Raw genomic sequence first — 20,284 nt, forward strand, 5'->3', positions numbered from 1 at the left:
GCGGCTAGAGGGTCCCGTCCGGCGGCGTGTCGCGGCGCAGCCGGTCGACCATCTCGAAGAAGCGGCGGAACACATGCTCGGCCATGTCCATCGCCTGGTCGAGCCGCTTGTCCGCCTCCTTGGTCAATCCCGGCTCGTCGGCGGGCGGCGTCGCGCCGTCAGGCGCCTGCGCCGCCGGCGGCGTGCCGGGCGGCGCGGGTTCGGGCGGCGCCATGATGTCGGGCACCCCGGCGCCGGGACGGCCGCGCTCCAGCACCGCGATGCGCGCCTGCAGCCGGCCGATCTCCGCCTCCAGCGCCGCGCGGTCCTCCGGCACGGCCTCGCAGACCCAGGCGCCGGACCTGGCCGAGCAGAACGACATGGCGCCGCTGCGGGTGTCGAGCTTCATCAGCCCGCCCTCGACCGGCTGCGTGGTGAAGCGCGGCCCCTCGGCCGCCTGCGCCGCGGCGGGAGAGGCGCCCGGCAGGGCGAGCGTGAAGGCGAGCGCCAGCGCCGCTCCGGCGCCGGTCACGGTCAGCCGCATGTCCGGCCCTCCTTCGTGCGGCGCGCCCGCCTCACGGCGTGAACGGCGCGCGCCCGCTCGACAACGCCCGGTCGAGCAGTTCGATCCGATCCTGCCCCCAGAACACCTCGCCGTCGAGCACATAGGCGGGCGAGCCGAACACGTCGCCCTCGACGGCGTCGTCGTGATTGGCCTGGTAGATCGTCGCCGTCCGGTCGCCAGCCGAGGCCTCGAGGAGTTCGGCCGGCAGGCCGAGCTCGGCCAGGATCGCCGCCAGCGTCGCCGGATCCGCAAGGTTCTCCTCGCGCTGCCACACGCCGGACATCAGGCGGGCGATCAGCGGCGCGACGTCATGGCCGGCGATCTGCGCGGCGATGATCAGCCGGTCCGCCGCCCGGGCGTCGATCGGCCAGTGGGCCGGGTTCAGATGAAAATCGAGCCCGCGTGCCTCGCGCCAGCGCTTCATCTCGACCAGGCGGTAGCGCTGGCGGGCCGGGTGGCGCTTGGCCAGCGGCAGGCCGCCGGTCTCGGCGAACAGCTCGCCCAGCAGCACCGGGCGGAAATTGATCCGCGCGCCGTGACGCCGCGCCACGTCGAGGAAAGGAACATGACCGATGAAGGCCCAGGGGCTGACGACGGAGAAATAGTAATCGATCGAACGGGACATGGGGGCACTCGACTGGCGAATCTGACGGGCGGCGAGGCCGCGACGCGCACGCTAGATCACCGACCGCGTCGAGGGAATGACCGACGCCGAAAATGCCGACGGCGCCCGCAAGGGGCGCCGCCGACAGCGTGTCGAGGAGGAGAATGAAGTTCCGGCAATGCCGGATCGTCTGCGCCGGATCGTCCGGGATGCCGTACCGTCCGGCATCCACCGGCGGCTGGTCAGGCCGCCGTGCGCGCGGAGAAGGCGGCGACCATCTGGCGGAGCTCGCCGATGGCTTCCTCGATCTCGATCTTCTGCTGCTCCAGCAGCGCGAGTTGCTCGGCGCATTTCTCACGGGTGAGGGCGAGGCCGCCGGCCGGCACCACGCCGCCTTCGCGCAGGGCCACCATCGCCTTGATCTCGGCGAGGGTGAAGCCGAGCTTCTTGCCCTTGAGGATGATGGCGAGGCGGGCGCGCTCGGCCGCGCTGTAGAGGCGGGTCAGGCCCTCGCGGCGCGGAGCCAGCAGGCCCTTGTCCTCATAGAAACGCAGCGCGCGCAGCGTCACGCCGAATTCGCGGGCAAGATCGCCAATGGTAAAAAATCCGCTCTCGCCCGAGGGGGCGTTTGACGTGTCGGCGGTGCGTTCGGCCTCGTAGGAGGTGAAATCCATAGTCGGCAACTCCGAATAAGGGGGGCAACGCGTCAGCGATGTTGCCGCACTGTCGCAGAGAGGTTGCCGCAAGGGGAGAAAGTCACACCCGACGTTAGGGCAACTTACTGTTAAATGGCGAACCAACAAATTGATATCACTCACCTTTTCAAAAGACCGCATTCACCCTTGGCCTCGGGCCAGCTCCTTGCGGCGCCGCCGAGCGACCTTCCGACCCTGCCGTCGCCAGCCTTTCGAGTGGCGCTTCACTGAGGCGTCTGCGCATTGCGACGGCGGCGGCGGCGAGGAAACGCCCCGACGGTTCATGGCGTCGGCGGTAGCGCATTAACGCGGCATTTACCAAAAATCGAAACAGTTGCGTCGGCAGCCGCCAGTGCCGCCGCGGTGATTCCCGCCGCCATGGTGCCTGACGCGACGGAGAACACGGTGAGGCAAGGGGCTCCTTCCACGACGGCCGGGCAGATCGCTCCCGAAGCCTGGCGAGCCATGAGCGAGGCCGCCCAGCGGGCCGGCTTGCCGCTGGAGCATTGGCTCCGCAGCCAGCTTTTCGGCACGACGGCCGCCGGCACCGGCGCCTCGGCCGCCGGGCCGGTCGGCAATGTCGCCGAATTGCAGCGCCGCATCGAGGAACTGGCCGGCCAGCTCGATCAGCTCGGCGCCGCCGCGCAACCGGCCACCGCACAGCCGGCCGCCGAGATGCCCGCGCCGGCTGCGGCCGTGCAGGCCCCTTCGCTTTCGCCGGAAATGGCGTCGCCCGTCCCGGCGCCACCCTCCACCGGCTCGACCTATGCCGACGAGCGGCTCGAAGCCGCCATCCGCGAGATCGATCAGCGGCTCGAATCGATGCATCTGACCCGGCCGCGCGAGGCGTTCCGCGCCGCGCCGCTCGCCATGGCGAGTGCCGTTCCCGACGCCTCCACCTCGCCCGGTTCCATCGAGGCGGCGGTCGCGGAAATCGCCGCCCGCCAGCATGAGCTGGACAGGGAGTTCGGCGTCCGCCGCACCGAGACGGTTGCCCGCGAGTCGCTTCAGCGCGAAGCGCCCGTCCGCGAAACCTCTGTCCGCCGCGAAACGTCCGCTCGCGAAGCGCGTCCGGCCGCACCGGCCCGCGAGAGCGCCATCCGCGACGCGATCAGCGAGCGCTTCGTCCGCGACCCGTTCGCCAACGGACCCTTCCCCACCCGCGCCACGATCGCGCCCGCCATGAGCGCTCCTGCCACGTCCGCGCCCGCCACGAGCGCTCATGCCCCGGCGATGCCGGCGCCGACAGCGCAGGCTCCCGTCGCGCCCGGCACCGCTTCCCCGGCGCGCTCGTCCTCGATCAACGAGACGCTGGTCTCGCTGCAGGGCGAACTCGGCAGCATGCGCCAGTCGCTCACCCTGCTCGCGCCGCGCCGCGCAGTGGACGAACTGCAGCGCGTCGTGCAGCAGCTCGCCGACCGGGTCGAGCATTCCGGCACCCGCGACGAGGACCTGCGCGGCACGCTTGCCGCGCTGCGCGACATGATCGGCGGTCTCAAGCTGCCCGAGCATCCCGCCCTGCTCATGGGCCGAATCGACGCGCTCGAGCGCAAACTCGACATCGTCAACGCCAAGATGGTGGACGGGGCGACCATGGCCCGCCTGCAATCGCAGGCCACCGAAATCCGCGAGCTTCTGGCCCGCGCCCTGTCGTCGGATTCGGTACGGCTGCTGGCCGAGCAGGTCTCGCTGCTTGCCACCAAGGTCTCCGAGGTCGCCGCCAATGAGGACCGGGCGATCCGCTCCGCCGTCGGCTCGCTGGAGCGCCGCATCGACACGCTGGCCGACAAGATCGGCAGCCAGCCGGCGCCGACCATTCCGCTCGACGACCTCGTCAATCGGCTCGACGCCATCCAGACCGGCCTCGCCAGCGCCCGCCGCGAACTGCCGGCCGGCATGGAGGCGCTGATCAAGGGCCTCTCCGACCGCATCGAACGGATCGAGCGGCCGATCGCCCTGCCCGATGACGGCCCGCGCTTCGACGCGCTCGGCCGCCAGATCGGCGAGCTGACCCAGAAGATCGAGAAGGCGGTGGCCGGCGCCGAAGTCGCCAGCCAGCTGGCCGGCATCGAGCGCGCGGTGAACGACCTCTTCATCCAGATGGAAGAGACCCGCGCCACCTTCCTCGCCGCCGGACCCCGCGCCCGCCCGCCCTCGGGCAATGGCAGCGGGCCGAATGGCGGCGCCGCCCGCATCAAGCGCGAGATCGCCGCCGTCGAGGCGGGCCGCGAGGCCGCCGCGCCGGACGAGCCTCATGCCGTTGTCGCCGCGCCGCCCGCCACCATGGCGCCCACCGTCGCGCCGGTTGTGGCGGTTGCGGCAGTTGCCGAGGCGGTCGCGCCCGCACCGGCGCCGGCCGTGCGGACCGCGCCGGAGGCGGTGTTCGCGCCGCCGCCGGCCTCGATCCCCAAGCCCTTCGAGCCGCAGCTCATGCGCGCGGCGCTAGAGGAGCTGAACCGCTCGGCGGAGGCCGCGGTCGCCCTGCGCGCCCAGCCTGCTCCGGTGGCCGACGCTGTGGCTGCCCCTGTGGCCGCCCCTGTAGCGACGGCGACCGTGGCGGCGTCGCCCACCCTCCTCGACGACGAATTCGACTTCCGCCCGGTCGATCTCGACGCGGAAGCCGCCGCGCGCGGCATCACGCCGAGTGCCGAGCCGCCTGCGGCCGCCGCCGGCGCGCCGAGCCGTGCCGCCTTCATCGCCCAGGCCCGCCGCGCCGCCAAGCCGGCCAATGTCGTGGCGCCCGAATTGCGCAGCCATATCGCCGCCGAGCGCCACCGCCGCAAGCCGGGCCGCTGGCTGGCCCGCATCCGCGCCATGCTGTTCATCGGCCTGTGCGGTTCGGCCCTCGCCTATGGCTCCTGGCACCTGCTGGCGCAGCTGCGCGAGGCGCAGTTGCGCGCCGCCGCGCCCGCCACCTCGTCGACGGCCAACCTGCCGCCGGCCGCCCGTCCGGCGACGCCCGCCTCGGCCCCCGCGCCGGAGGACATCACCGGCTCCGTCGGCAAGCCGGCGCCGCGCGCCCAGCCACCGGTCGAGGCCCCCGCCGGCCAGCCCCCGGCACCGGCCCCGATCGGCCCCTCCAGCCTGTCGCTGCCGACCGAATTGCCCGGCGGCATCGCCAGCCAGACGCTGCGCGCCGCCGCGCTTGCCGGCGATCCCGGCGCCGCCTTCGAGATCGCCCGCCGCTTCATGGACGGCGAAGGCGTCGCGCCCAGCGCGGCCCGCGCCGCCGAATGGTACGCCTATGCCTCCAGCAATGGCTCGATGCCGGCGGCCTACCGCCTCGGCACGATCTATGAGAAGGGCATGGAAGGCGTGCCGCGCGACGTCGCCAAGGCCCGCGAGCTCTACGAGCAGGCCGCCAAGGCCGGCAATGTCGCGGCCATGCACAATCTCGGCGTGATGCTCGCCTCGGGCGTCGACGGCCAACCCGACTACCGCACGGCGGCGGCCTGGTTCACCCGCGCCGCCGAGCGCGGCGTGCGCGACAGCCAGTACAATCTCGCCGTGCTCTACGCCCGCGGCTTCGGCGTCGCGGCCAATCCGATGGAGGCGTGGCGCTGGTTCGCCCTCGCCGCCGCGCGCGGCGACAGCGAAGCCGCCACCAAGCGCGACGAGATCGCCGCCCGGCTCGACGCCCGCACGCTCGCCACGGCGCGTCAGGAGGTGGAGAGCTGGGCGCCGCTGCTGGTCGACGCCAAGGCGAACGACACCACCGCCATGAGCTTGGCCGACGGCACGCCGCGCAAGACCGCCTCGCGCTAGACCGCCTCGCGCCGATCGCCCGAGGCCGCGCGCCACCGGCGCCAACACATCCCTCGCAGAAGCCCAGCCCCGCGCCGGGCTTTTTGCTGTCCGGGGCTAGCGATCCGGCAGGCAGGCGTGGTGGGCGATGCGGTAGGTGCGCGCCGCGCCGACCAGATGGGCTTCGTAATCCCCCGCGAACAGGCCGGCCAGAGCCGCGTCGCGGATGTTCAGCCCGCCCGCATAGGCGCCGAGCGCCGGCATGACGAGACGCATCCCGTCCGTCGCGAAGCAGCGCCGCCGCAGGCTCCGTCCGCGCAGGACGAGGCGCGCCACCGGGTGGAAATGCCCGGCGACCTCGCCCTCGGTGTTGCCGGCCTCCGGCTCGTGGCGCAGCGTCAGCGGGCCGAGGCGCAGTTCCCCGGCATGCAGGCCGCCGAGGCCCGGCATGGGATCGGGATCGTGATTGCCGGCGATCCAGATCATCTCGCGCCCGCGCGCCACGGCGTCGAGCATGGCGCGCTCCTCGCCGCCGAGCCGGGCCATCCCGCCGCGATCGTGGAAGCTGTCGCCCAGCGCGACGACGACGCGCGGCCGCCGGCGCTCCACGATCCGCGCCAGCACGGCGAGCGTCGCCCGGCTGTCATAGGGCGGCAGCGGCACGCCGCGCGCGGCGAAGGCCGACCCCTTCTCCAGATGCAGGTCGGCGACGATCAGCGCCCGCTCGGCCGGCCACCAGAGCGCGCCGCCGGGATCGAGCACGAGGCGCGCCCCGGCAAGCGCGATCTCTCCCTCCGGCGCAGGCTCATCCGCCAGAGGCGCGGTCGTCGTCGGCACCACTCATGGCCTCCCTGATCAGTTCGTCCTCGGCCTCGGCCAGCAGGGCCTCGGCCGCCGCGCCCGCCACGATCTCGCGGCCGATCTCCAGCATCACCGGCACCGCCAGCGGCGAGACGCGCGGCAGGGCGACATGGTCGATTCGGTCTCTTACGCGCACGAGCATGTCGGACAGGCGGCGGATGTCCAGCAGCCCGGTCGCGGCATCGGCGCGGGCGGCGCGCAGCAGCACATGGTCCGGCTCGTGCCGGCGCAGCACGTCATAGACGAGGTCGGTCGACATCGTCACCTGCCGGGAATTCTTCTCCCTACCGGGAAAGCGGCGCTCGATCAGCCCGGCGATGACGGCGCACTGCCGGAAGGTGCGTTTCATCAGCGCCGATTCCGCCAGCCACTCCTCCAGATCGTCGCCGAGCATGTCGGCATCGAACAGCGCATCGAGGTCGAGCTTTCCCCGCGCCACCGCCAGCGAGAGGTCGGAGAGGCCGTAAATGGCGAGCGCGTAGTCGTTGGCCATGAAGCCGAGCGGGTGCAGCCCGGCGCGGTCGAGCCGGCGGGTCAGCAGCATGCCGAGCGTCTGGTGCGCCAGCCGCCCCTCGAAGGGATAGGCGACGAGATAGAACCTTCCGCCGCGTGGAAAAGTCTCGACCAGCAGGTCCTCGCGGCCGGGCAGGCGCGAGCGCAACCTTTGTTGGTCGAGCCATTCGTGCACCTGCGCGGGCAGGCTCGACCAGCGCGCCGGCTCGGCCAGCAGCGCCCGCACCCCGGCGGCGAGGAAGGTCGAGAGCGGGAACTTGCCGCCGGCATAGGAGGGCACCTTCGGTTCGGTGGCCTGTGTGCGGGCGACGCGCACCTCGTCCTCGACGATGGCGAGATATCGCAGCACCTCGCCGGCGAAGACGAAGGTGTCACCCGGGCTCATCGTCTCGACGAAATACTCCTCCACCTCGCCCAGCACCCGCCCGCCGAAGCGCGACTTGGCGCCGGAGAGCCGGACTTTCAGCATGGTCGACTCGACGATGGTGCCGACATTGAGCCGGTACTGCTGCGCCACCTGCGGATTGGCGACGCGCCAGCGCCCGTCCTTCATCGGCCGGATGCGGGCAAAGCGCTCATAGGCGCGCAACGCATAGCCGCCAGTGGCATTGAAGCCAACCACATCGTCGAAATCCCGGCGGGACAGGCCGGCATAGGGCTCGGCCGAGGTGACCTCGGCATAGAGATCGTCGGCCGCGAAGGGCGCGGCGCAGGCCATGCCGAGCACATGCTGCGCCAGCACGTCGAGCGCACCCGTGCGGATCACCGCACTGTCTTGCGCCCCCGCCCGCACCGCTTCCAGCGCTGCCCGGCACTCCAGTACCTCGAAGCGGTTGGCGGGAACGAGCACCGCGCGCGAGGGCTCGTCCAGCCGATGGTTGGCGCGGCCGATGCGCTGCATCAGGCGCGAGGAGCCCTTGGGCGCGCCGACATTGACCACGAGGTCGACCGCGCCCCAGTCGATGCCGAGATCGAGCGAGGAGGTGCACACCACCGCCTTCAGCCTCCCCTCGCCCATCGCCGCCTCGACCCTGCGGCGCTGCGAGACGTCGAGCGAGCCGTGATGCAGGGCGATGGGCAGATTGGCGTCGTTGACGCGCCACAGCTCCTGGAACAGCAGCTCCGCCTGCATGCGGGTGTTGACGAAGACCAGCGTCGTGGTGTGACGCCCGATCAGGCCGTAGATTTCCCGCAGCGAATGGCGCGCCGTGTGCCCGGCCCAGGGCACATGGGCGACGCTCTCCAGCATGGAAAGGTCCGGCGCCGCGCCGGATTCGGCCACCACCAGCTCACCCATCTCGCCTTCCCCGCGCTGCGGCACCAGCCAGCGGCGCAGCGTGTCGGGATCGGCGACGGTGGCGGACAGGCCGACGGTCTGGACGGCCGGGGCGATGCGCCGCAGCCGCGCCAGCCCGAGGCTGAGCAGGTCGCCGCGCTTGGAGACGGCGAGCGCGTGCAGTTCGTCGAGCACAATGCGCTTGAGATCGGCGAAGAGGTGTTCCGCATCGGCCGAGGCAAGCAGCAGCGCGATCTGCTCGGGCGTGGTGAGCAATATGTCCGGCGGGTCGCGGCGCTGGCGCTGGCGGCGCGAGGCGGGCGTGTCGCCGGTGCGGGTCTCGATGCGGATCGGCAGCGCCATCTCCTGCGCCGGCCGTTCGAGATTGCGGGCGACGTCGACCGCCAGCGCCTTCAGCGGCGAGATGTAGAGCGTGTGCAGGCCGCCCGGCCGGTTGGCGGGACGGGTGAGCTCGACCAGCGTCGGCAGGAAGCCGGCGAGCGTCTTGCCGGCTCCCGTCGGCGCGACCAGCAGGGACGAGCGACCCGCCCGCGCCCTGGCCAGCAGATCGAGCTGATGCGCGCGCGGCGTCCAGCCGCGGCCGGCGAACCAGCTTCGGAACGGCTCGGGCAGGAGATCGTCGGGCGCAGAATCCATGATCGGCACCGCGAGAAGCTAATGGCTCGGCGCGGAAATTCGAGCCCTATTCGGGCCGCATCGCCACGGCGACGAGCCCCGGCACCGGCATTTCCTTCTCCTTGCGGGTGCTTTCATCGGCGAGGAGGAGCTCGGTGAGCCCCGCCTGCGCCAGCGCGGCGCGCACATAATCGGGCGCATGGGCGAAGCGCAGCGTGTCGCGCAGCAGCACGCCCTCGCCTTCATGCGTCTCGGTGGTGAAGGCCAGAAGCCCGCCCGGCTCCAGCACGCGGCGGGCCTCCGTCAGGATGGGAGCGAGATCGTCGAGATAGCAGAAGGCGTCGCCGGCGAAGATGATGTCGGCGTCGCGCGCCGGGCGCTCGCGCAGAAAGGCGACCATCTCGCCGGCCACCACCCCGTCATAGATCTTCCGGCGCCGCGCCCGCAGGATCATGTTGGGCGACAGGTCGACGCCCTCCATGAATCCGACGCGATCCGCCAGCCGCACCCCGACCAGCCCCGTGCCGCAGCCCAGATCCAACCCGCGCGCGAAGGCATAGGCGCGCCCCAGCCGCACGCAGGCTGCCGCCAGCGCGGCGTCGATCACCTCCGGCCCGCGATAGTCGAGCCGGGCCAGCGCGGTATCGAAGCGGTCGGCATACTGGTCGAACAGGGTGCGGACATAGGCCTCGCTCATGCTCGCCACCTCGCCCTCGAGCCGGGCGAGGCGCAGCGCTGCGCCGAGCCTGTCCTCAGTGTCGAGCGTCAAGGCCTGCTCGAAGGCCGCCCGCGCGCCGGCTGCGTCGCCGGCCGTCTCGCGCGCCTCGCCGAGCAGGAACCAGCCCGGCGCATAATGTCCGGCCCGTGCCACCGCCTCGGTCAGCAACTCGGCGGCGTCGGCCGCGTTGCCTTCCTCCATCAGCGCGCGCGCCCAGTCGATCCGGCGGTCGACCAGAGGGTCGCCGGACGAGAGGATGAGCCTGCCTGCACTCATGCGGGTGGTTCTCTGAGGGGGCCCTTCGCGAGGGCGTCTCGCGGATGGGGAGGGCAGCCCTATATATCTTCCGCGATGCGCCCGGAAGAGCTTCTCCACTCCACGCCACAGGGACTTTATTCGCCCGCCGGCGACTTCTTCATCGACCCCACCCGCGCGGTGGCGCGGGCGCTGGTCACGCATGGCCATTCCGACCACGCGCGCGCCGGCCATGGCGCGGTGCTGGCGACGCGCCAGACGCTCGACATCATGGCCATACGCTACGGCGAGGGCTTCGCGGGCGCGACGCAGGCGGCGGATTACGGGCGGCGCGTCGAGGTGAACGGTGTCGGCGTCACTTTCCATCCCGCCGGCCATATCCTCGGCAGCGCGCAGATCGCGCTGGACTGGCGCGGCTGCACCATCGTCGCCTCGGGCGACTACAAGCCGGGCGCCGACCCGACCGCCGCGCCCTTCGCCCCCGTGCGCTGCCACGTCTTCATCTCGGAGGCGACCTTCGGCCTGCCGGTGTTCCGCCATCCCGACCCGGCGCGGGAAATCGCCAAGCTCACCGCCTCGCTGGCGCTGTTCCCCGAACGGGCGCATCTGGTCGGCGCCTATGCGCTCGGCAAGGCACAGCGGGTGATGGCGCTCGTGCGTGCGGCCGGGCACACGCGGCCCATCCTCATCCACGGCGCCATGGTGCGGCTGACGGAGTACTACCAGTCGCAGGGCATCGACCTCGGCGAGGTCCGCCTCGCCCGCGACGCCACGCCGGCGGAACGCGCCGGCTCAGTCGTCATCTGCCCGCCGAGCGCGCTGAGCGATGTCTGGTCGCGCCGCTTCCCCGATCCGGTCACCGCCTTCGCCTCGGGCTGGATGCGCATCCGCGCCCGCGCCCGCCAGCACGGCGTCGAACTGCCGCTGATCCTCTCGGACCATGCCGACTGGGACGAGTTGCAGGCCGCGATCCTCGCCACCGGCTGCGAGGAGCTGTGGGTCACGCACGGGCAGGAGGACGCGCTGGTGCACTGGGCGACGCTGGCCGGGCTGCGCGCCCGCCCGCTGCACATGGTCGGCTATGGCGAAGAGGAGGCCGAGAGCGGGCCATCTCCCGATGCCTCCGCGTCCGATCCGGCCAGCGGCGGGGCCTCGCCGTGAACCGCTTCGCCGCCCTGCTCGACCGCCTCGCCTATGAGCCGCGCCGCAACGGCAAGATCGCGCTCATCGCCGATTATTTCCGCCATACGCCGGACCCCGAGCGGGGCTGGGCGCTGGCCGCGCTCACCGGCGCGCTGTCGTTCCGCAACGCCAAGCCGGGGCTGATCCGCCAGCTCATTTCCGAGCGCACCGACCCGGTGCTGTTCGCCCTCTCCTACGATTATGTCGGCGACCTCTCGGAGACGGTGGCGCTGATGTGGCCGGCGCCGCACGGCCTGAACGATACCGAGCCGCCGCCGCTCGACGCCATCGTCCATGCCTTCACCCATATGGGCCGCGCCGAGATGCCGGCGGTGCTGGCGTCGCTGCTCGACCGGCTGGACGAGACCGGGCGCTGGGCGCTGCTCAAGCTCATCACCGGCGGCCTGCGCATCGGCGTGTCCGCCCGTCTCGCCAAGACGGCGGTGGCGGCGCTCGGCGAACAGGCTCCGGACGAAATCGAGCTGGTCTGGCCGGGACTGGAGCCGCCCTATGAGGCACTGTTCGCCTGGGCCGAGGGGCGCGGCCCGCGCCCCGAGACCGACGATCCCGCCCCGTTCCGCCCGGTCATGCTGTCGCATCCGGTCGAGGACGCGGATTTCGCCGCCCTCGACCCCGCAGCCTTCCGCGCCGAATGGAAATGGGACGGCATCCGCGTGCAGGCCGTGCGGGCCATCTGCGCCGAGGGCTGGCCGGTGACGCGGCTCTACAGCCGCACCGGCGAGGACATCTCGAACACCTTCCCGGACCTTGCCGAGGCGCTGGCCTTCGACGGCGCGGTGGACGGCGAGCTTCTGATCCTGCGCGAGGGGCGGGTGCAGTCCTTCAACGTGCTGCAGCAGCGGCTGAACCGCAAAGCCGTCTCGCCCAAGCTGCTGGCGGAGTTTCCCGCCCATATCCGCGCCTACGACCTCCTCGTCGAGGCGGGCGAGGATCTGCGCGACCTGCCCTTCCTGACCCGCCGCGCAAGGCTGGAGGCGCTGATCGCCGCCCATCCGCAGGACGGGCGCATCGACCTCTCCCCGCTGGTGGCGTTTTCGAGCTGGGACGACCTGGCCGCCGCCCGCGCCGACCCCGCCGCGCATGGTGCGGGCGCGGATGCCGAGGCGGTCGAGGGCGTGATGGTCAAGCGCGCCGACAGTCTCTATGTCCCCGGCCGGCCGAAGGGACCGTGGTGGAAGTGGAAGCGCGACCCGTACAGCGTCGACGCCGTGCTGATGTATGCCCAGCGCGGCCACGGCAAGCGCTCCTCCTACTATTCCGACTACACTTTCGGCGTGTGGACGCAAGCCGGCGAGCTGGTGCCGGTCGGCAAGGCCTATTTCGGCTTCACCGATGCCGAGCTGATCGAGATCGACCGCTTCGTGCGCGGCAACACGGTCAACCGCTTCGGCCCGGTACGCGAAGTCGTGCACACCCCGACCGAGGGGCTGGTGCTGGAAGTCGCCTTCGAGGGGCTGGCCCGCTCCAGCCGCCACCGCTCGGGCCTTGCCATGCGCTTTCCCCGCATCGCGCGGCTGCGCTGGGACAAGCCGCCCGGCGAGGCCGACCGGCTGGAGACGCTGGAGCGCATGATCGGCCCTGGCGAGGCGCTGGGTGACGGCCCGCCGGGCGATGCTAACCGCCGCGCTCCCCGCCGAGCCTCCGCCATGCTAGGGAAGGACCGTTCGCCTGCCTCGGGAGCGTGATTCCATGTCCGATCATCACAATATCGCCCGCTGGATGGGCGGCTCGCCCTTCTGGGTGCTCATACGGCTCCTGCTGCTGTCGGTCGTGGTCGGCGTCATCCTGTCTGCCCTCGGCCTCGACCCGATGAACATCCTGGCGAGCCTGGAAAGCCTCGTCCGGCATCTGTTCAATTTCGGCTTCGACACGGTCGAGCGGCTGTGGCGCTACTTCCTGCTCGGCGCGGTCATCGTCATCCCGCTATGGCTCATCACCCGCCTCGCCAGCCGGGGGCGTTGATCCCGTGAGCCACGCGGTCGCCGGCCGGGTGGACGTCACCTCCCGCCGGTTCCTCACCATCGCCCTGCCGGCGACGCTGGCGCAGATGACGACGCCGGTCCTCGGCCTCGTCGCCACCGGCGCCATCGGCCGGCTGGGCGACGCGGTGCTGCTCGGCGCGGTCGCGGTCGGCGCGCTGCTGTTCGACTTCGTGTTCTGGGTCTTCGGCTCGATCCGCATGGGTACCGCCGGGCTCACCGCGCAGGCGCTCGGACGTGGCGAGACGCTGGAACTGCGCGCCGTATTGGTGCGCTCGCTGCTGATCGCTGTCGCCGTCGGCCTCGCGCTCATCCTGCTGCACCTGCCGCTCGCCCATCTCGCCTTCCTGGCCATGGGTGCCAGCGAGGGCGTGCATGCGGCGGCGGCGCTGTATTTCTCCGTGCGCATCCTGTCGGCGCCGTTCGCCATCGGCAATTTCGCCCTGCTCGGCTGGCTGGTCGGCATCGCCCGCACCGATATCGGCCTCGGCCTGCAGGTCCTCATCGCCAGCGTCAACGCCGTCGCCACCGTGCTGCTGGTGCTCTACTGGGATTTCGGCATCGCCGGCGCCGCCACCGCCAATGTGCTGGCGGAGATGACCGGCATGCTGTTCGGACTGGGCGCCGCCGCGCGGCTGATCGGGCGCGACTGGCGCCTGCCCTGGCGCACCGTGCTCGACCGCGCGCGGCTCATGGAGACGGTGGCGGTCAATGGCGACATCATGATGCGCACCGCGCTGATCATGTGCGTGCTGCTGTTCTTCACCGCGCAAGGCGCCCGCCATGACGACGTGACGCTCGCCGCAAACGCCGTGCTCTACAATATCGTGATGGTCTCGGCGTTCTTCCTCGACGGCTTCTCCACCGCCGCCGAGCAGATCTGCGGCCAGAGCATCGGCGCGCGGGACCGTACCGGCTTCCGCCGCGCCGTGCGCCTAGTGCTGTTCTGGGGCTTCGGCTTCGCCGTACCGGCGACGCTGCTTCTCCTGGCCGGCGGCGGCGCGCTGATCGACCTTCTGTCCGCCAATCCGGACGTGCGCGAGGTCGGCCGCGCCTTCCTGCCGCTGGCGGCGCTCACCCCGCTGCTCGGCGTCGCCGCCTTCGCCTATGACGGCATCTATGCCGGCGCCACCTGGGCGCGCGACATGCGCAACCTGATGTTCCCGGCGGTCGTGCTGTTCTTCCTCGCCTGGTGGCTGACCCTGCCGCTCGGCAATACCGGGCTGTGGCTGGCCTATCTCGCTTTCATTGCCGGGCGCGGCATCTTCCTCGCGCTGCGCCTGCCGGCGCTGGAGCGACGCAGCTTCGCCTGACAGGCGCCCGGCAATCATCAGCCTGCCGCTTGACGACCCGCGCCGCCAGCGGGACGATCACCCGCCTCCGGCCCGCCACGACGCCACAGAAGAAGGAGCCGGGGCGCGAGGGAGCAACACACATGGCCATGCGCACCGGGGCTGTCGCCGCCGCGCTTCTTCTCGTGCTGTCGTCGCCGGCCGGGGCGGACGGATCGGGCGATCCGGCTGCCGTCAGTTCCTCCGACGGCGAGTACAGCGACAAGCAGGGCAACCCGACCTACAAGATCGACAAGGACGGAACCGTCGACTGGTACACATCGGTCGGCTACATCCGCTACACCGCGAACTGCATGCAGTGCCACGGCCCCGACGGGCTCGGCTCGAGCTTCGCCCCATCGCTGGTCGACGCGCTGCAGAGGCTCAGCTACAGCCAGTTCCTCGACACCGTGACCAACGGCAAGAAGAACGTCAGCGCGAGCCAGGATCTCGTCATGCCGGCCTTCGGGGTGAACCCGAACGTCATGTGCTACATCGACGCGATCTTCATCTATCTGCGGGCGCGTTCGGACGGCGCGCTGGGCCGGGGCCACCCGCAGAAGAACGCGCCGAAGCCGGCCGGCTACAGCGCCGCCGAGGACGCCTGCATGGGTTAGGCCGGGAACCGCTCGGCAACTCGCTCGCGCGCCCGGCGCCCGGTCAGCGCGGCGAGCGTCGTGTCCTCGCTGCGCAACCGCGCGAGGAGGCCCTGCTTGATGCGGCCGGCCAAGCCCAGCCCCTCATAGACGAGGCCGGAATAGAGCTGCACCAGGCTCGCGCCGGCCTCCAGCTTGGCGATCGCCGTCTCGGCGCTATCGATGCCGCCGACACCGATCAGCGGGAAGGCCCCGTCCACCCGTACATAGGCTTCCGCCAGCATGCGGGTCGACAGCGCGAAGAGCGGCCGCCCGGACAACCCGCCGGTCTCGCCCCGGAACGACGAGCGCAGGCTGGCGGGGCGGGAGATGGTGGTGTTGGAGACGATCAGCCCGTCGAGGCGGCGCCGGCGCGCCACCTCGACCACGCCGTCGAGATGGGCGAGCGCGAGGTCGGGCGCGATCTTCAGCAGCAGCGGCACGCCCGGCGCCGCCCGGTCGCGCGCTTCCATCGCCCGCGCCAGCAACTCGTCGAGCGCGTGTTCCTCCTGCAGATCGCGCAGGCCCGGCGTGTTGGGCGAGGAGACATTGGCGGTGAAATAGCTGGCGAGCCCGGCAAAGGCGCTTATGCCGGCGACATAGTCGGCCGTCCGGTCCGCCGAATCCTTGTTGGCCCCGACATTGACGCCGACGATGCCGGCGCTGTTCGGCCCCCTGCCCTTGCGCGCGACCAGACGCGCGGCGGCCGGGCTATGCCCGCCGCTGTTGAAGCCGTAGCGGTTGATCACCGCCCGGTCCTCGGTGAGGCGGAAATTGCGCGGGCGCGGATTGCCGGGCTGCGGGCGCGGCGTGACGGTGCCGACCTCGACGAAGCCGAAGCCGGCGCCGAGCATCGCGTCCGGCACCTCGGCCTCCTTGTCGAAGCCTGCCGCCAGCCCCACCGGATTGGGGAAGGAAAGACCGAACGCCGCCACCGCCAGCCGGGGATCGTCCGCCGCCGCCGGGCGCGCCGGCAGGCAGGAAAGCGTACGGATGGCGAGGCCGTGCGCGGTCTCGGGATCGAGCATGCGAGCGAACGGCAGGGCGAGATCCAGAAGCGCGCTCATGCGGTCAGCCCTCAAGCTCGGGAAAGATGTGATGGCCCTCGCCGTCGCGCGGCAGGGGATGGACGGAAGCCACCGCATCGAGGGCGAGCGGTCCGTAGAGATGGGGGAACAGCGCGCCGCCACGCGAGGGCTCCCAGCGCAGCCGCGCAGGATCGAGCCGCTCCGCATGCACTGCGACCAGCAGCAGATCCGGCTGCCCGGCGAAGTGCTTCGCCGCCGTCTCGGCGACCTGCGCGGCGGTGGAGAAATGGATGAAGCCGTCCTTCAGGTCGACCGGCGCGCCCTCGAAGCACCCGGCCGCCTCCGCCGCCTGCCACAGCGCACGCGGCGCGATCTTGTAGATCAGGGTCGTGTCCCGCGTCGCGGCGGCCGTCATGAGTCGTCCCCGTGCGCGGCTTGCGCGCCCTGCTTGGCTTGCCCGCGTCGTCCTAGCGGGGCGCGGGCGCGCTGGCAACGGACCTCCAGCAGCGGATGATCGCCTCGGCCGACTGGCGGATGTCGTCCTCGGTCGTGGAATAGCCGATGATCGAGACCCGCATCACCCACCGCCCGCGCCATCGGGCGCCGCCGGCGAAGCAGGTGCCGTCGGCCTGCAGGGCCGCGATGGCGGCGAGGGTGAGGGCGTCGCCGGCCTCGTCGCTCTCGCCGGCACCGAAGCGCACCACCAATTGGTTCAGCACCACCTCGTTGAGCACGGCGATGCCCGGCTCGTCGCCCAGCAGCGCGGCGAGCCGGCGGGCCTGCTCGCAATGGCGCTCGACCATCGCGGCGATGCCGGCCCGCCCGAAATGGCGCAGCAGCGCCCAGGTGGCGAAGCCCCGCGCCCGCCGCGACAGCTCCGGCACGTAATGGGACGGGTCGCGCTCGGCGCCGCTGACCGGCGGCAGATAGCTCGCCGCGATCGTCACCGCGCGCCGGTGCGCCTCGGCGTCGCGCACGATGACATAGCCGCAGTCGAACGGCGCCTGCAGCCATTTGTGCCCGTCGGTCGCCCAGGAATCGGCGGCGTCCACGCCGCGCGCGAGAGCGGCCCGCGCCGGGCAGGCGCGCGCCCACAGGCCGAAGGCGCCGTCGACATGCACCCAGGCGCCGCGCGCCTGCGCCAGCGGCACGATCCGCTCATGCGGATCGAAAGCGCCGGTATTGATCTGCCCGACCTGCGTCACGACGATAAGCGGCCCGCCATCCGGCAGGGCCCGCTCGAACGCCTCCGGCCGCATCGCGCCCGCCGCGTCGGTCGCCACGCGCACCAGGCTGGCCTGGCCGAAGCCGAGATATTGCAGGGCGGAGATCACGCTCGTGTGGGCGTCGGCGCCGATCAGCACGCGCACTGGCGGCGCCCCGAACAGGCCCTTCTCCTCGACGTCCCAGCCGGCCCGGCGCAGCACCTCGCCCCGGGCGGCGGCGAGGCCGACGAAATTCGCCATGGTGGCGCCGGTGACGAAGCCGAGCGAGGCCTCCGGCGGCAACCGCAGCAGGTCGAGCAGCCAGCGCGCGGCAACCGTCTCGGCCGCGGCGGCGGCCGGTGCCGCGACATGGTTGGCGGCGTTCTGGCCCCAGGCCGAGGTCAGCCAGTCGGCGGCGACGCCCATCGGGTGCGAATTGCCGATCACCCAGCCGAAGAAGCGCGGGCCGGTGGTGGCGTGCAGACCCGGCTCGGCACGGCGGACGAGTTCCCGGAGAACGTCGGCCGCTGCCTCGCCCTGCTCCGGCACCGCGTCGTCGAAGGCAGCCACCGCCTCGGCATAGCTCGCCTCGGGATGCCCGCGGAAACGGTCTCCGGCGCGGAAGATTGCGGCGAAACGGGCCGCCTCCAGCAGCAACGCCTCGGCATCCACAGGCTGTTCGTCACTCTCCGGCATTTCGGCTCCTGCGCGAGGGCCGGCCATCCTAGGGACCGCGCCGTTCCTGTCCAGAGGCCGCCGCCCGTCGTCCAGAACCTGATCATGCAAGGCTGGACCTTGGCCGAAATAGGGTATAATTCCTATTGTCAGATAAAAGTCCGATTCTGGGCCGTGCCATGCTCACTCATTCGCAGATATGGCGGGCCGTCGACCGCCTGGCGGAACGCCACGGCCTGAGCGCCTCGGCGCTGGCCCGGCGGGCGGGGCTCGACGCCACCACCTTCAACCGCTCCAAGCGCGAGGCGCCGGACGGCCGGCCACGCTGGCCCTCCACCGAGAGCATCGCCAAGATCCTCGCCGCCACCGGCACCCGGCTGGACGACTTCATGGCGCTGATCGACGGCGCGGGCGCGGCGCGGCGGGCGATACCGCTCATCGGCTTCGCGCAGGCGGGCGGTGGCGGCTATTTCGACGATGCCGGCTTCCCGGTCGGCGGCTCGTGGGACGAGATTGAGTTTCCCAATGTCGGCGACGAGCACGCCTATGCGCTGGAAATCTCCGGCGATTCCATGCTGCCGCTCTACCGCGACGGCGATGTCGTGGTGGTCTCGCCGGCGGCGCCGGTGCGGCGCGGCGACCGCGTGGTGGTGAAGACCCGCGAAGGCGAGGTGCTCGCCAAGGAACTCAAGCGCCGCACCGCCCGCACGCTGGAGCTGCGCTCGCTCAACCCCGAGCATCCCGACCGGCTGCTGCAGGAAAGCGAGATCGCCTGGATCGCGCGGGTCTTGTGGGCGAGCCAGTAGACAATGGCGGGCAGGCGGGCGGACCCTGCACACTGGGCAAGGCACGCGGGGGCAAGGCACGCGCGGAAACGGCCCTCCATGGAGGGCCGCTCCTCATTCTCCCCTAGACTTGGGCCGCCGGAAGAGGGGCCCGGCCTGCGCTAGCGGCAGCGCACCGCGACGCGGCGGCCGTAGCCGTCATAGGCGTAGCAGTCGCCGGGCGAGGTCGCCGCGCCGATCAGCGCGCCAGTGCCCGCGCCGATGCCCGCGCCGATCGCCGCGCCCGTACCGCCGCCGGCAATGCCGCCGATGACCGCGCCGGTGCCGCCGCCGATCAGCGCGCCGCCGGTGGCCCGGCGTTCGGTGGTGGTGCAGGCGGCGATGCTGAGCGTAGCCAGCGAAAGCACAACGATCTTGAGCATGATCCCTCTCCAGATTTGACCGCACCCCACCTCGACGGCTCTCCGTCGACAGGCTGCGGCTCCCGATTCCCGGCGGCTTCCAGGCGTGCGGCCCCGGTCTGCGGCCACTGGAGCGCCCGAGCGGTAACGTCCGGCAGGGGCACAGGTTCCATGATCGGCATAATCGCGTAGAATCGCGCTTCCAACGCCGCGCCCCGGCCATTACAATACAAAAATAGTAGACTTTTTGCTTCCATCCTTGGAGTCCGTCATGACCATCCGCCTTGGGGACGTCGTCCCCGATTTCGAAGCCCAGACCACCGAGGGTCCGATCAGCTTCCATAAGTGGCTCGGCGATTCCTGGGGCGTGCTGTTCTCGCACCCGAAGAACTTCACCCCGGTCTGCACCACCGAACTCGGTCAGGTCGCGCGGCTGAAGCCGGAATTCGACCGCCGCAACGTGAAGGTGATCGGCTTGTCGGTGGACGAGCTCGCCGCCCATGAGACCTGGTCGCAGGACATCGCGGAGACGCAGGGCTATGCGCCCAACTTCCCGCTGATCGCCGACGAGGACCGCAAGGTCTCCGACCTCTACGACATGATCCACCCGAACGCCTCCGACACCATGACGGTGCGCTCGGTCTTCGTCATCGGCCCGGACAAGAAGCTGAAGCTCTCCCTCACCTATCCGGCGAGCGCGGGCCGCAACTTCGACGAGATCCTGCGCGTCATCGACTCGCTCCAGCTCACCGCCCAGCATGCCGTCGCCACGCCGGCGAACTGGCAGGATGGCGACGACGTGATCATCGTCCCCTCGGTCAGCGACGAGGCGGCGAAGGAGAAGTTTCCGGGAGGATGGAAGACGCTGAAGCCCTATCTGCGCATCGTCGCGCAGCCGGGCAAGACGGCCGGCAAGTAGGCCGGAAAGTACGACCGAGGCGAGGGTGAGCCCGACCGCACATGGCGGGCCACAGGCCCGCTGCGGCAGGGGATGCTTGACGACAGAGCCATCCACCGATCTGGCGGACCTACGCAGCGCGACGAGGTCCGCCAGATTGCCGAGCCCACCGTCTTTTTTCGGCCGCGCCGCGGACCAGGCCGGGTTCGATGAGCTGCGGCGCCACCGGCTTCACACGCCGGTTGCGGCGCCAACGATGTCCGCCCGCATGCACCGCGCCGATACGTCGCCGCGCCTC

Annotated in this window: 18 protein-coding genes; 8 read left to right on the forward strand and 10 right to left on the reverse strand. The window is 71.5% G+C overall.

Annotated elements, in window-relative coordinates:
• Nucleotides 1–4 precede the first annotated feature (4 nt).
• From AC1PZ7_RS00290 to AC1PZ7_RS00300, 3 genes are all read right to left on the reverse strand, one after another.
• Complete coding sequence (locus AC1PZ7_RS00290; RefSeq protein WP_482357524.1) at nucleotides 5–523, reverse strand: hypothetical protein; 519 nt, start codon at nucleotides 521–523, stop codon at nucleotides 5–7.
• Between the two features lie 31 nt (nucleotides 524–554).
• On the reverse strand, nucleotides 555–1,169 hold the full coding sequence (locus tag AC1PZ7_RS00295; RefSeq protein WP_482357525.1) for a DsbA family protein: 615 nt from the start codon (nucleotides 1,167–1,169) through the stop codon (nucleotides 555–557).
• Between the two features lie 221 nt (nucleotides 1,170–1,390).
• Entirely contained in the window at nucleotides 1,391–1,822 is a 432-nt protein-coding gene (locus AC1PZ7_RS00300) for a MerR family transcriptional regulator (RefSeq protein ID WP_482357526.1), read from the reverse strand.
• Between the two features lie 486 nt (nucleotides 1,823–2,308).
• On the opposite strand from AC1PZ7_RS00300, the gene AC1PZ7_RS00305 reads away from it, so the two are divergent.
• Complete coding sequence (locus tag AC1PZ7_RS00305; RefSeq protein WP_482357527.1) at nucleotides 2,309–5,608, forward strand: hypothetical protein; 3,300 nt, start codon at nucleotides 2,309–2,311, stop codon at nucleotides 5,606–5,608.
• 96 nt (nucleotides 5,609–5,704) lie between these two features.
• On the opposite strand, the gene pdeM is transcribed toward AC1PZ7_RS00305, so the two are convergent.
• The 3 genes from pdeM to AC1PZ7_RS00320 are packed head-to-tail and all read right to left on the reverse strand — an operon-like array spanning nucleotide 5,705 to nucleotide 9,867.
• Complete coding sequence (pdeM, locus tag AC1PZ7_RS00310) at nucleotides 5,705–6,427, reverse strand: ligase-associated DNA damage response endonuclease PdeM (RefSeq protein WP_482357528.1); 723 nt, start codon at nucleotides 6,425–6,427, stop codon at nucleotides 5,705–5,707.
• On the reverse strand, nucleotides 6,393–8,894 hold the full coding sequence (locus AC1PZ7_RS00315; protein WP_482357529.1) for a ligase-associated DNA damage response DEXH box helicase: 2,502 nt from the start codon (nucleotides 8,892–8,894) through the stop codon (nucleotides 6,393–6,395). The genes pdeM and AC1PZ7_RS00315 overlap by 35 nt, the downstream gene beginning before the upstream one ends.
• A gap of 46 nt (nucleotides 8,895–8,940) precedes the next feature.
• The gene (locus AC1PZ7_RS00320) at nucleotides 8,941–9,867 is read right to left on the reverse strand and encodes a class I SAM-dependent DNA methyltransferase (RefSeq protein ID WP_482357530.1); all 927 of its coding nucleotides are present in this window, start codon (nucleotides 9,865–9,867) and stop codon (nucleotides 8,941–8,943) included.
• 75 nt (nucleotides 9,868–9,942) lie between these two features.
• Between AC1PZ7_RS00320 and AC1PZ7_RS00325 the strand changes: the two genes are divergently transcribed.
• The 5 genes from AC1PZ7_RS00325 (at nucleotide 9,943) to AC1PZ7_RS00345 (ending at nucleotide 14,976) form a co-directional block, all read left to right on the forward strand.
• Complete coding sequence (locus AC1PZ7_RS00325; RefSeq protein WP_482357531.1) at nucleotides 9,943–11,007, forward strand: ligase-associated DNA damage response exonuclease; 1,065 nt, start codon at nucleotides 9,943–9,945, stop codon at nucleotides 11,005–11,007.
• Nucleotides 11,004–12,734, forward strand: coding sequence for a cisplatin damage response ATP-dependent DNA ligase (locus tag AC1PZ7_RS00330; protein ID WP_482357532.1), 1,731 nt, complete (start codon nucleotides 11,004–11,006; stop codon nucleotides 12,732–12,734). Before AC1PZ7_RS00325 ends, AC1PZ7_RS00330 begins: the two co-directional genes overlap by 4 nt.
• A 4-nt stretch (nucleotides 12,735–12,738) precedes the next feature.
• Nucleotides 12,739–13,011 carry a DUF6460 domain-containing protein gene (locus tag AC1PZ7_RS00335; RefSeq protein ID WP_482357533.1) on the forward strand — a complete coding sequence of 91 codons (273 nt, stop codon included), beginning with the start codon at nucleotides 12,739–12,741 and terminating at the stop codon, nucleotides 13,009–13,011.
• A gap of 4 nt (nucleotides 13,012–13,015) precedes the next feature.
• Nucleotides 13,016–14,341 carry an MATE family efflux transporter gene (locus tag AC1PZ7_RS00340; RefSeq protein WP_482357534.1) on the forward strand — a complete coding sequence of 442 codons (1,326 nt, stop codon included), beginning with the start codon at nucleotides 13,016–13,018 and terminating at the stop codon, nucleotides 14,339–14,341.
• A gap of 122 nt (nucleotides 14,342–14,463) precedes the next feature.
• Nucleotides 14,464–14,976, forward strand: coding sequence for a c-type cytochrome, methanol metabolism-related (locus AC1PZ7_RS00345; protein WP_482357535.1), 513 nt, complete (start codon nucleotides 14,464–14,466; stop codon nucleotides 14,974–14,976).
• On the opposite strand, the gene AC1PZ7_RS00350 is transcribed toward AC1PZ7_RS00345, so the two are convergent.
• Genes AC1PZ7_RS00350 through AC1PZ7_RS00360 form a run of 3 tightly spaced genes read right to left on the reverse strand, consistent with a single transcriptional unit; the run spans nucleotide 14,973 to nucleotide 17,923 of the window.
• Entirely contained in the window at nucleotides 14,973–16,061 is a 1,089-nt protein-coding gene (locus AC1PZ7_RS00350) for a quinone-dependent dihydroorotate dehydrogenase (protein WP_482357536.1), read from the reverse strand. The two genes, AC1PZ7_RS00345 and AC1PZ7_RS00350, sit on opposite strands and share 4 nt — an antisense overlap.
• Nucleotides 16,062–16,065: 4 nt before the next feature.
• Complete coding sequence (locus tag AC1PZ7_RS00355; protein WP_482357537.1) at nucleotides 16,066–16,437, reverse strand: DUF952 domain-containing protein; 372 nt, start codon at nucleotides 16,435–16,437, stop codon at nucleotides 16,066–16,068.
• 52 nt (nucleotides 16,438–16,489) lie between these two features.
• Nucleotides 16,490–17,923, reverse strand: a complete 1,434-nt coding sequence (locus AC1PZ7_RS00360; protein WP_482357538.1) for a pyridoxal phosphate-dependent decarboxylase family protein — start codon at nucleotides 17,921–17,923, stop codon at nucleotides 16,490–16,492.
• A gap of 158 nt (nucleotides 17,924–18,081) precedes the next feature.
• Between AC1PZ7_RS00360 and AC1PZ7_RS00365 the strand changes: the two genes are divergently transcribed.
• The gene (locus AC1PZ7_RS00365) at nucleotides 18,082–18,708 is read left to right on the forward strand and encodes a S24 family peptidase (protein WP_482357539.1); all 627 of its coding nucleotides are present in this window, start codon (nucleotides 18,082–18,084) and stop codon (nucleotides 18,706–18,708) included.
• A 140-nt stretch (nucleotides 18,709–18,848) separates the two neighbouring features.
• Here the strand turns inward: AC1PZ7_RS00365 and AC1PZ7_RS00370 are convergent, their stop codons facing one another.
• On the reverse strand, nucleotides 18,849–19,109 hold the full coding sequence (locus tag AC1PZ7_RS00370; protein ID WP_482357540.1) for a YMGG-like glycine zipper-containing protein: 261 nt from the start codon (nucleotides 19,107–19,109) through the stop codon (nucleotides 18,849–18,851).
• A 250-nt stretch (nucleotides 19,110–19,359) separates the two neighbouring features.
• Here AC1PZ7_RS00370 and AC1PZ7_RS00375 point away from each other — a divergent pair, with 250 nt between their 5' ends.
• Nucleotides 19,360–20,007: a peroxiredoxin gene (locus AC1PZ7_RS00375; RefSeq protein ID WP_482357541.1), complete on the forward strand. Its 648-nt coding sequence runs from the start codon at nucleotides 19,360–19,362 to the stop codon at nucleotides 20,005–20,007.
• Nucleotides 20,008–20,284 lie beyond the last annotated feature (277 nt).

The organism is Ancylobacter sp. TW_SC_1, assembly GCF_056836805.1.

Coding starts and splice junctions, on each gene's coding strand:
- AC1PZ7_RS00290 (WP_482357524.1), bottom strand. CDS start 523: ATGCGGCTGACCGTGACCGGCGCCGGAGCGGCGCTGGCGCTCGCCTTC.
- AC1PZ7_RS00295 (WP_482357525.1), bottom strand. CDS start 1,169: ATGTCCCGTTCGATCGATTACTATTTCTCCGTCGTCAGCCCCTGGGCC.
- AC1PZ7_RS00300 (WP_482357526.1), bottom strand. CDS start 1,822: ATGGATTTCACCTCCTACGAGGCCGAACGCACCGCCGACACGTCAAAC.
- AC1PZ7_RS00305 (WP_482357527.1), top strand. CDS start 2,309: ATGAGCGAGGCCGCCCAGCGGGCCGGCTTGCCGCTGGAGCATTGGCTC.
- AC1PZ7_RS00315 (WP_482357529.1), bottom strand. CDS start 8,894: ATGGATTCTGCGCCCGACGATCTCCTGCCCGAGCCGTTCCGAAGCTGG.
- AC1PZ7_RS00320 (WP_482357530.1), bottom strand. CDS start 9,867: ATGAGTGCAGGCAGGCTCATCCTCTCGTCCGGCGACCCTCTGGTCGAC.
- AC1PZ7_RS00325 (WP_482357531.1), top strand. CDS start 9,943: ATGCGCCCGGAAGAGCTTCTCCACTCCACGCCACAGGGACTTTATTCG.
- AC1PZ7_RS00335 (WP_482357533.1), top strand. CDS start 12,739: ATGTCCGATCATCACAATATCGCCCGCTGGATGGGCGGCTCGCCCTTC.
- AC1PZ7_RS00345 (WP_482357535.1), top strand. CDS start 14,464: ATGGCCATGCGCACCGGGGCTGTCGCCGCCGCGCTTCTTCTCGTGCTG.
- AC1PZ7_RS00350 (WP_482357536.1), bottom strand. CDS start 16,061: ATGAGCGCGCTTCTGGATCTCGCCCTGCCGTTCGCTCGCATGCTCGAT.
- AC1PZ7_RS00355 (WP_482357537.1), bottom strand. CDS start 16,437: ATGACGGCCGCCGCGACGCGGGACACGACCCTGATCTACAAGATCGCG.
- AC1PZ7_RS00360 (WP_482357538.1), bottom strand. CDS start 17,923: ATGCCGGAGAGTGACGAACAGCCTGTGGATGCCGAGGCGTTGCTGCTG.
- AC1PZ7_RS00365 (WP_482357539.1), top strand. CDS start 18,082: ATGCTCACTCATTCGCAGATATGGCGGGCCGTCGACCGCCTGGCGGAA.
- AC1PZ7_RS00370 (WP_482357540.1), bottom strand. CDS start 19,109: ATGCTCAAGATCGTTGTGCTTTCGCTGGCTACGCTCAGCATCGCCGCC.
- AC1PZ7_RS00375 (WP_482357541.1), top strand. CDS start 19,360: ATGACCATCCGCCTTGGGGACGTCGTCCCCGATTTCGAAGCCCAGACC.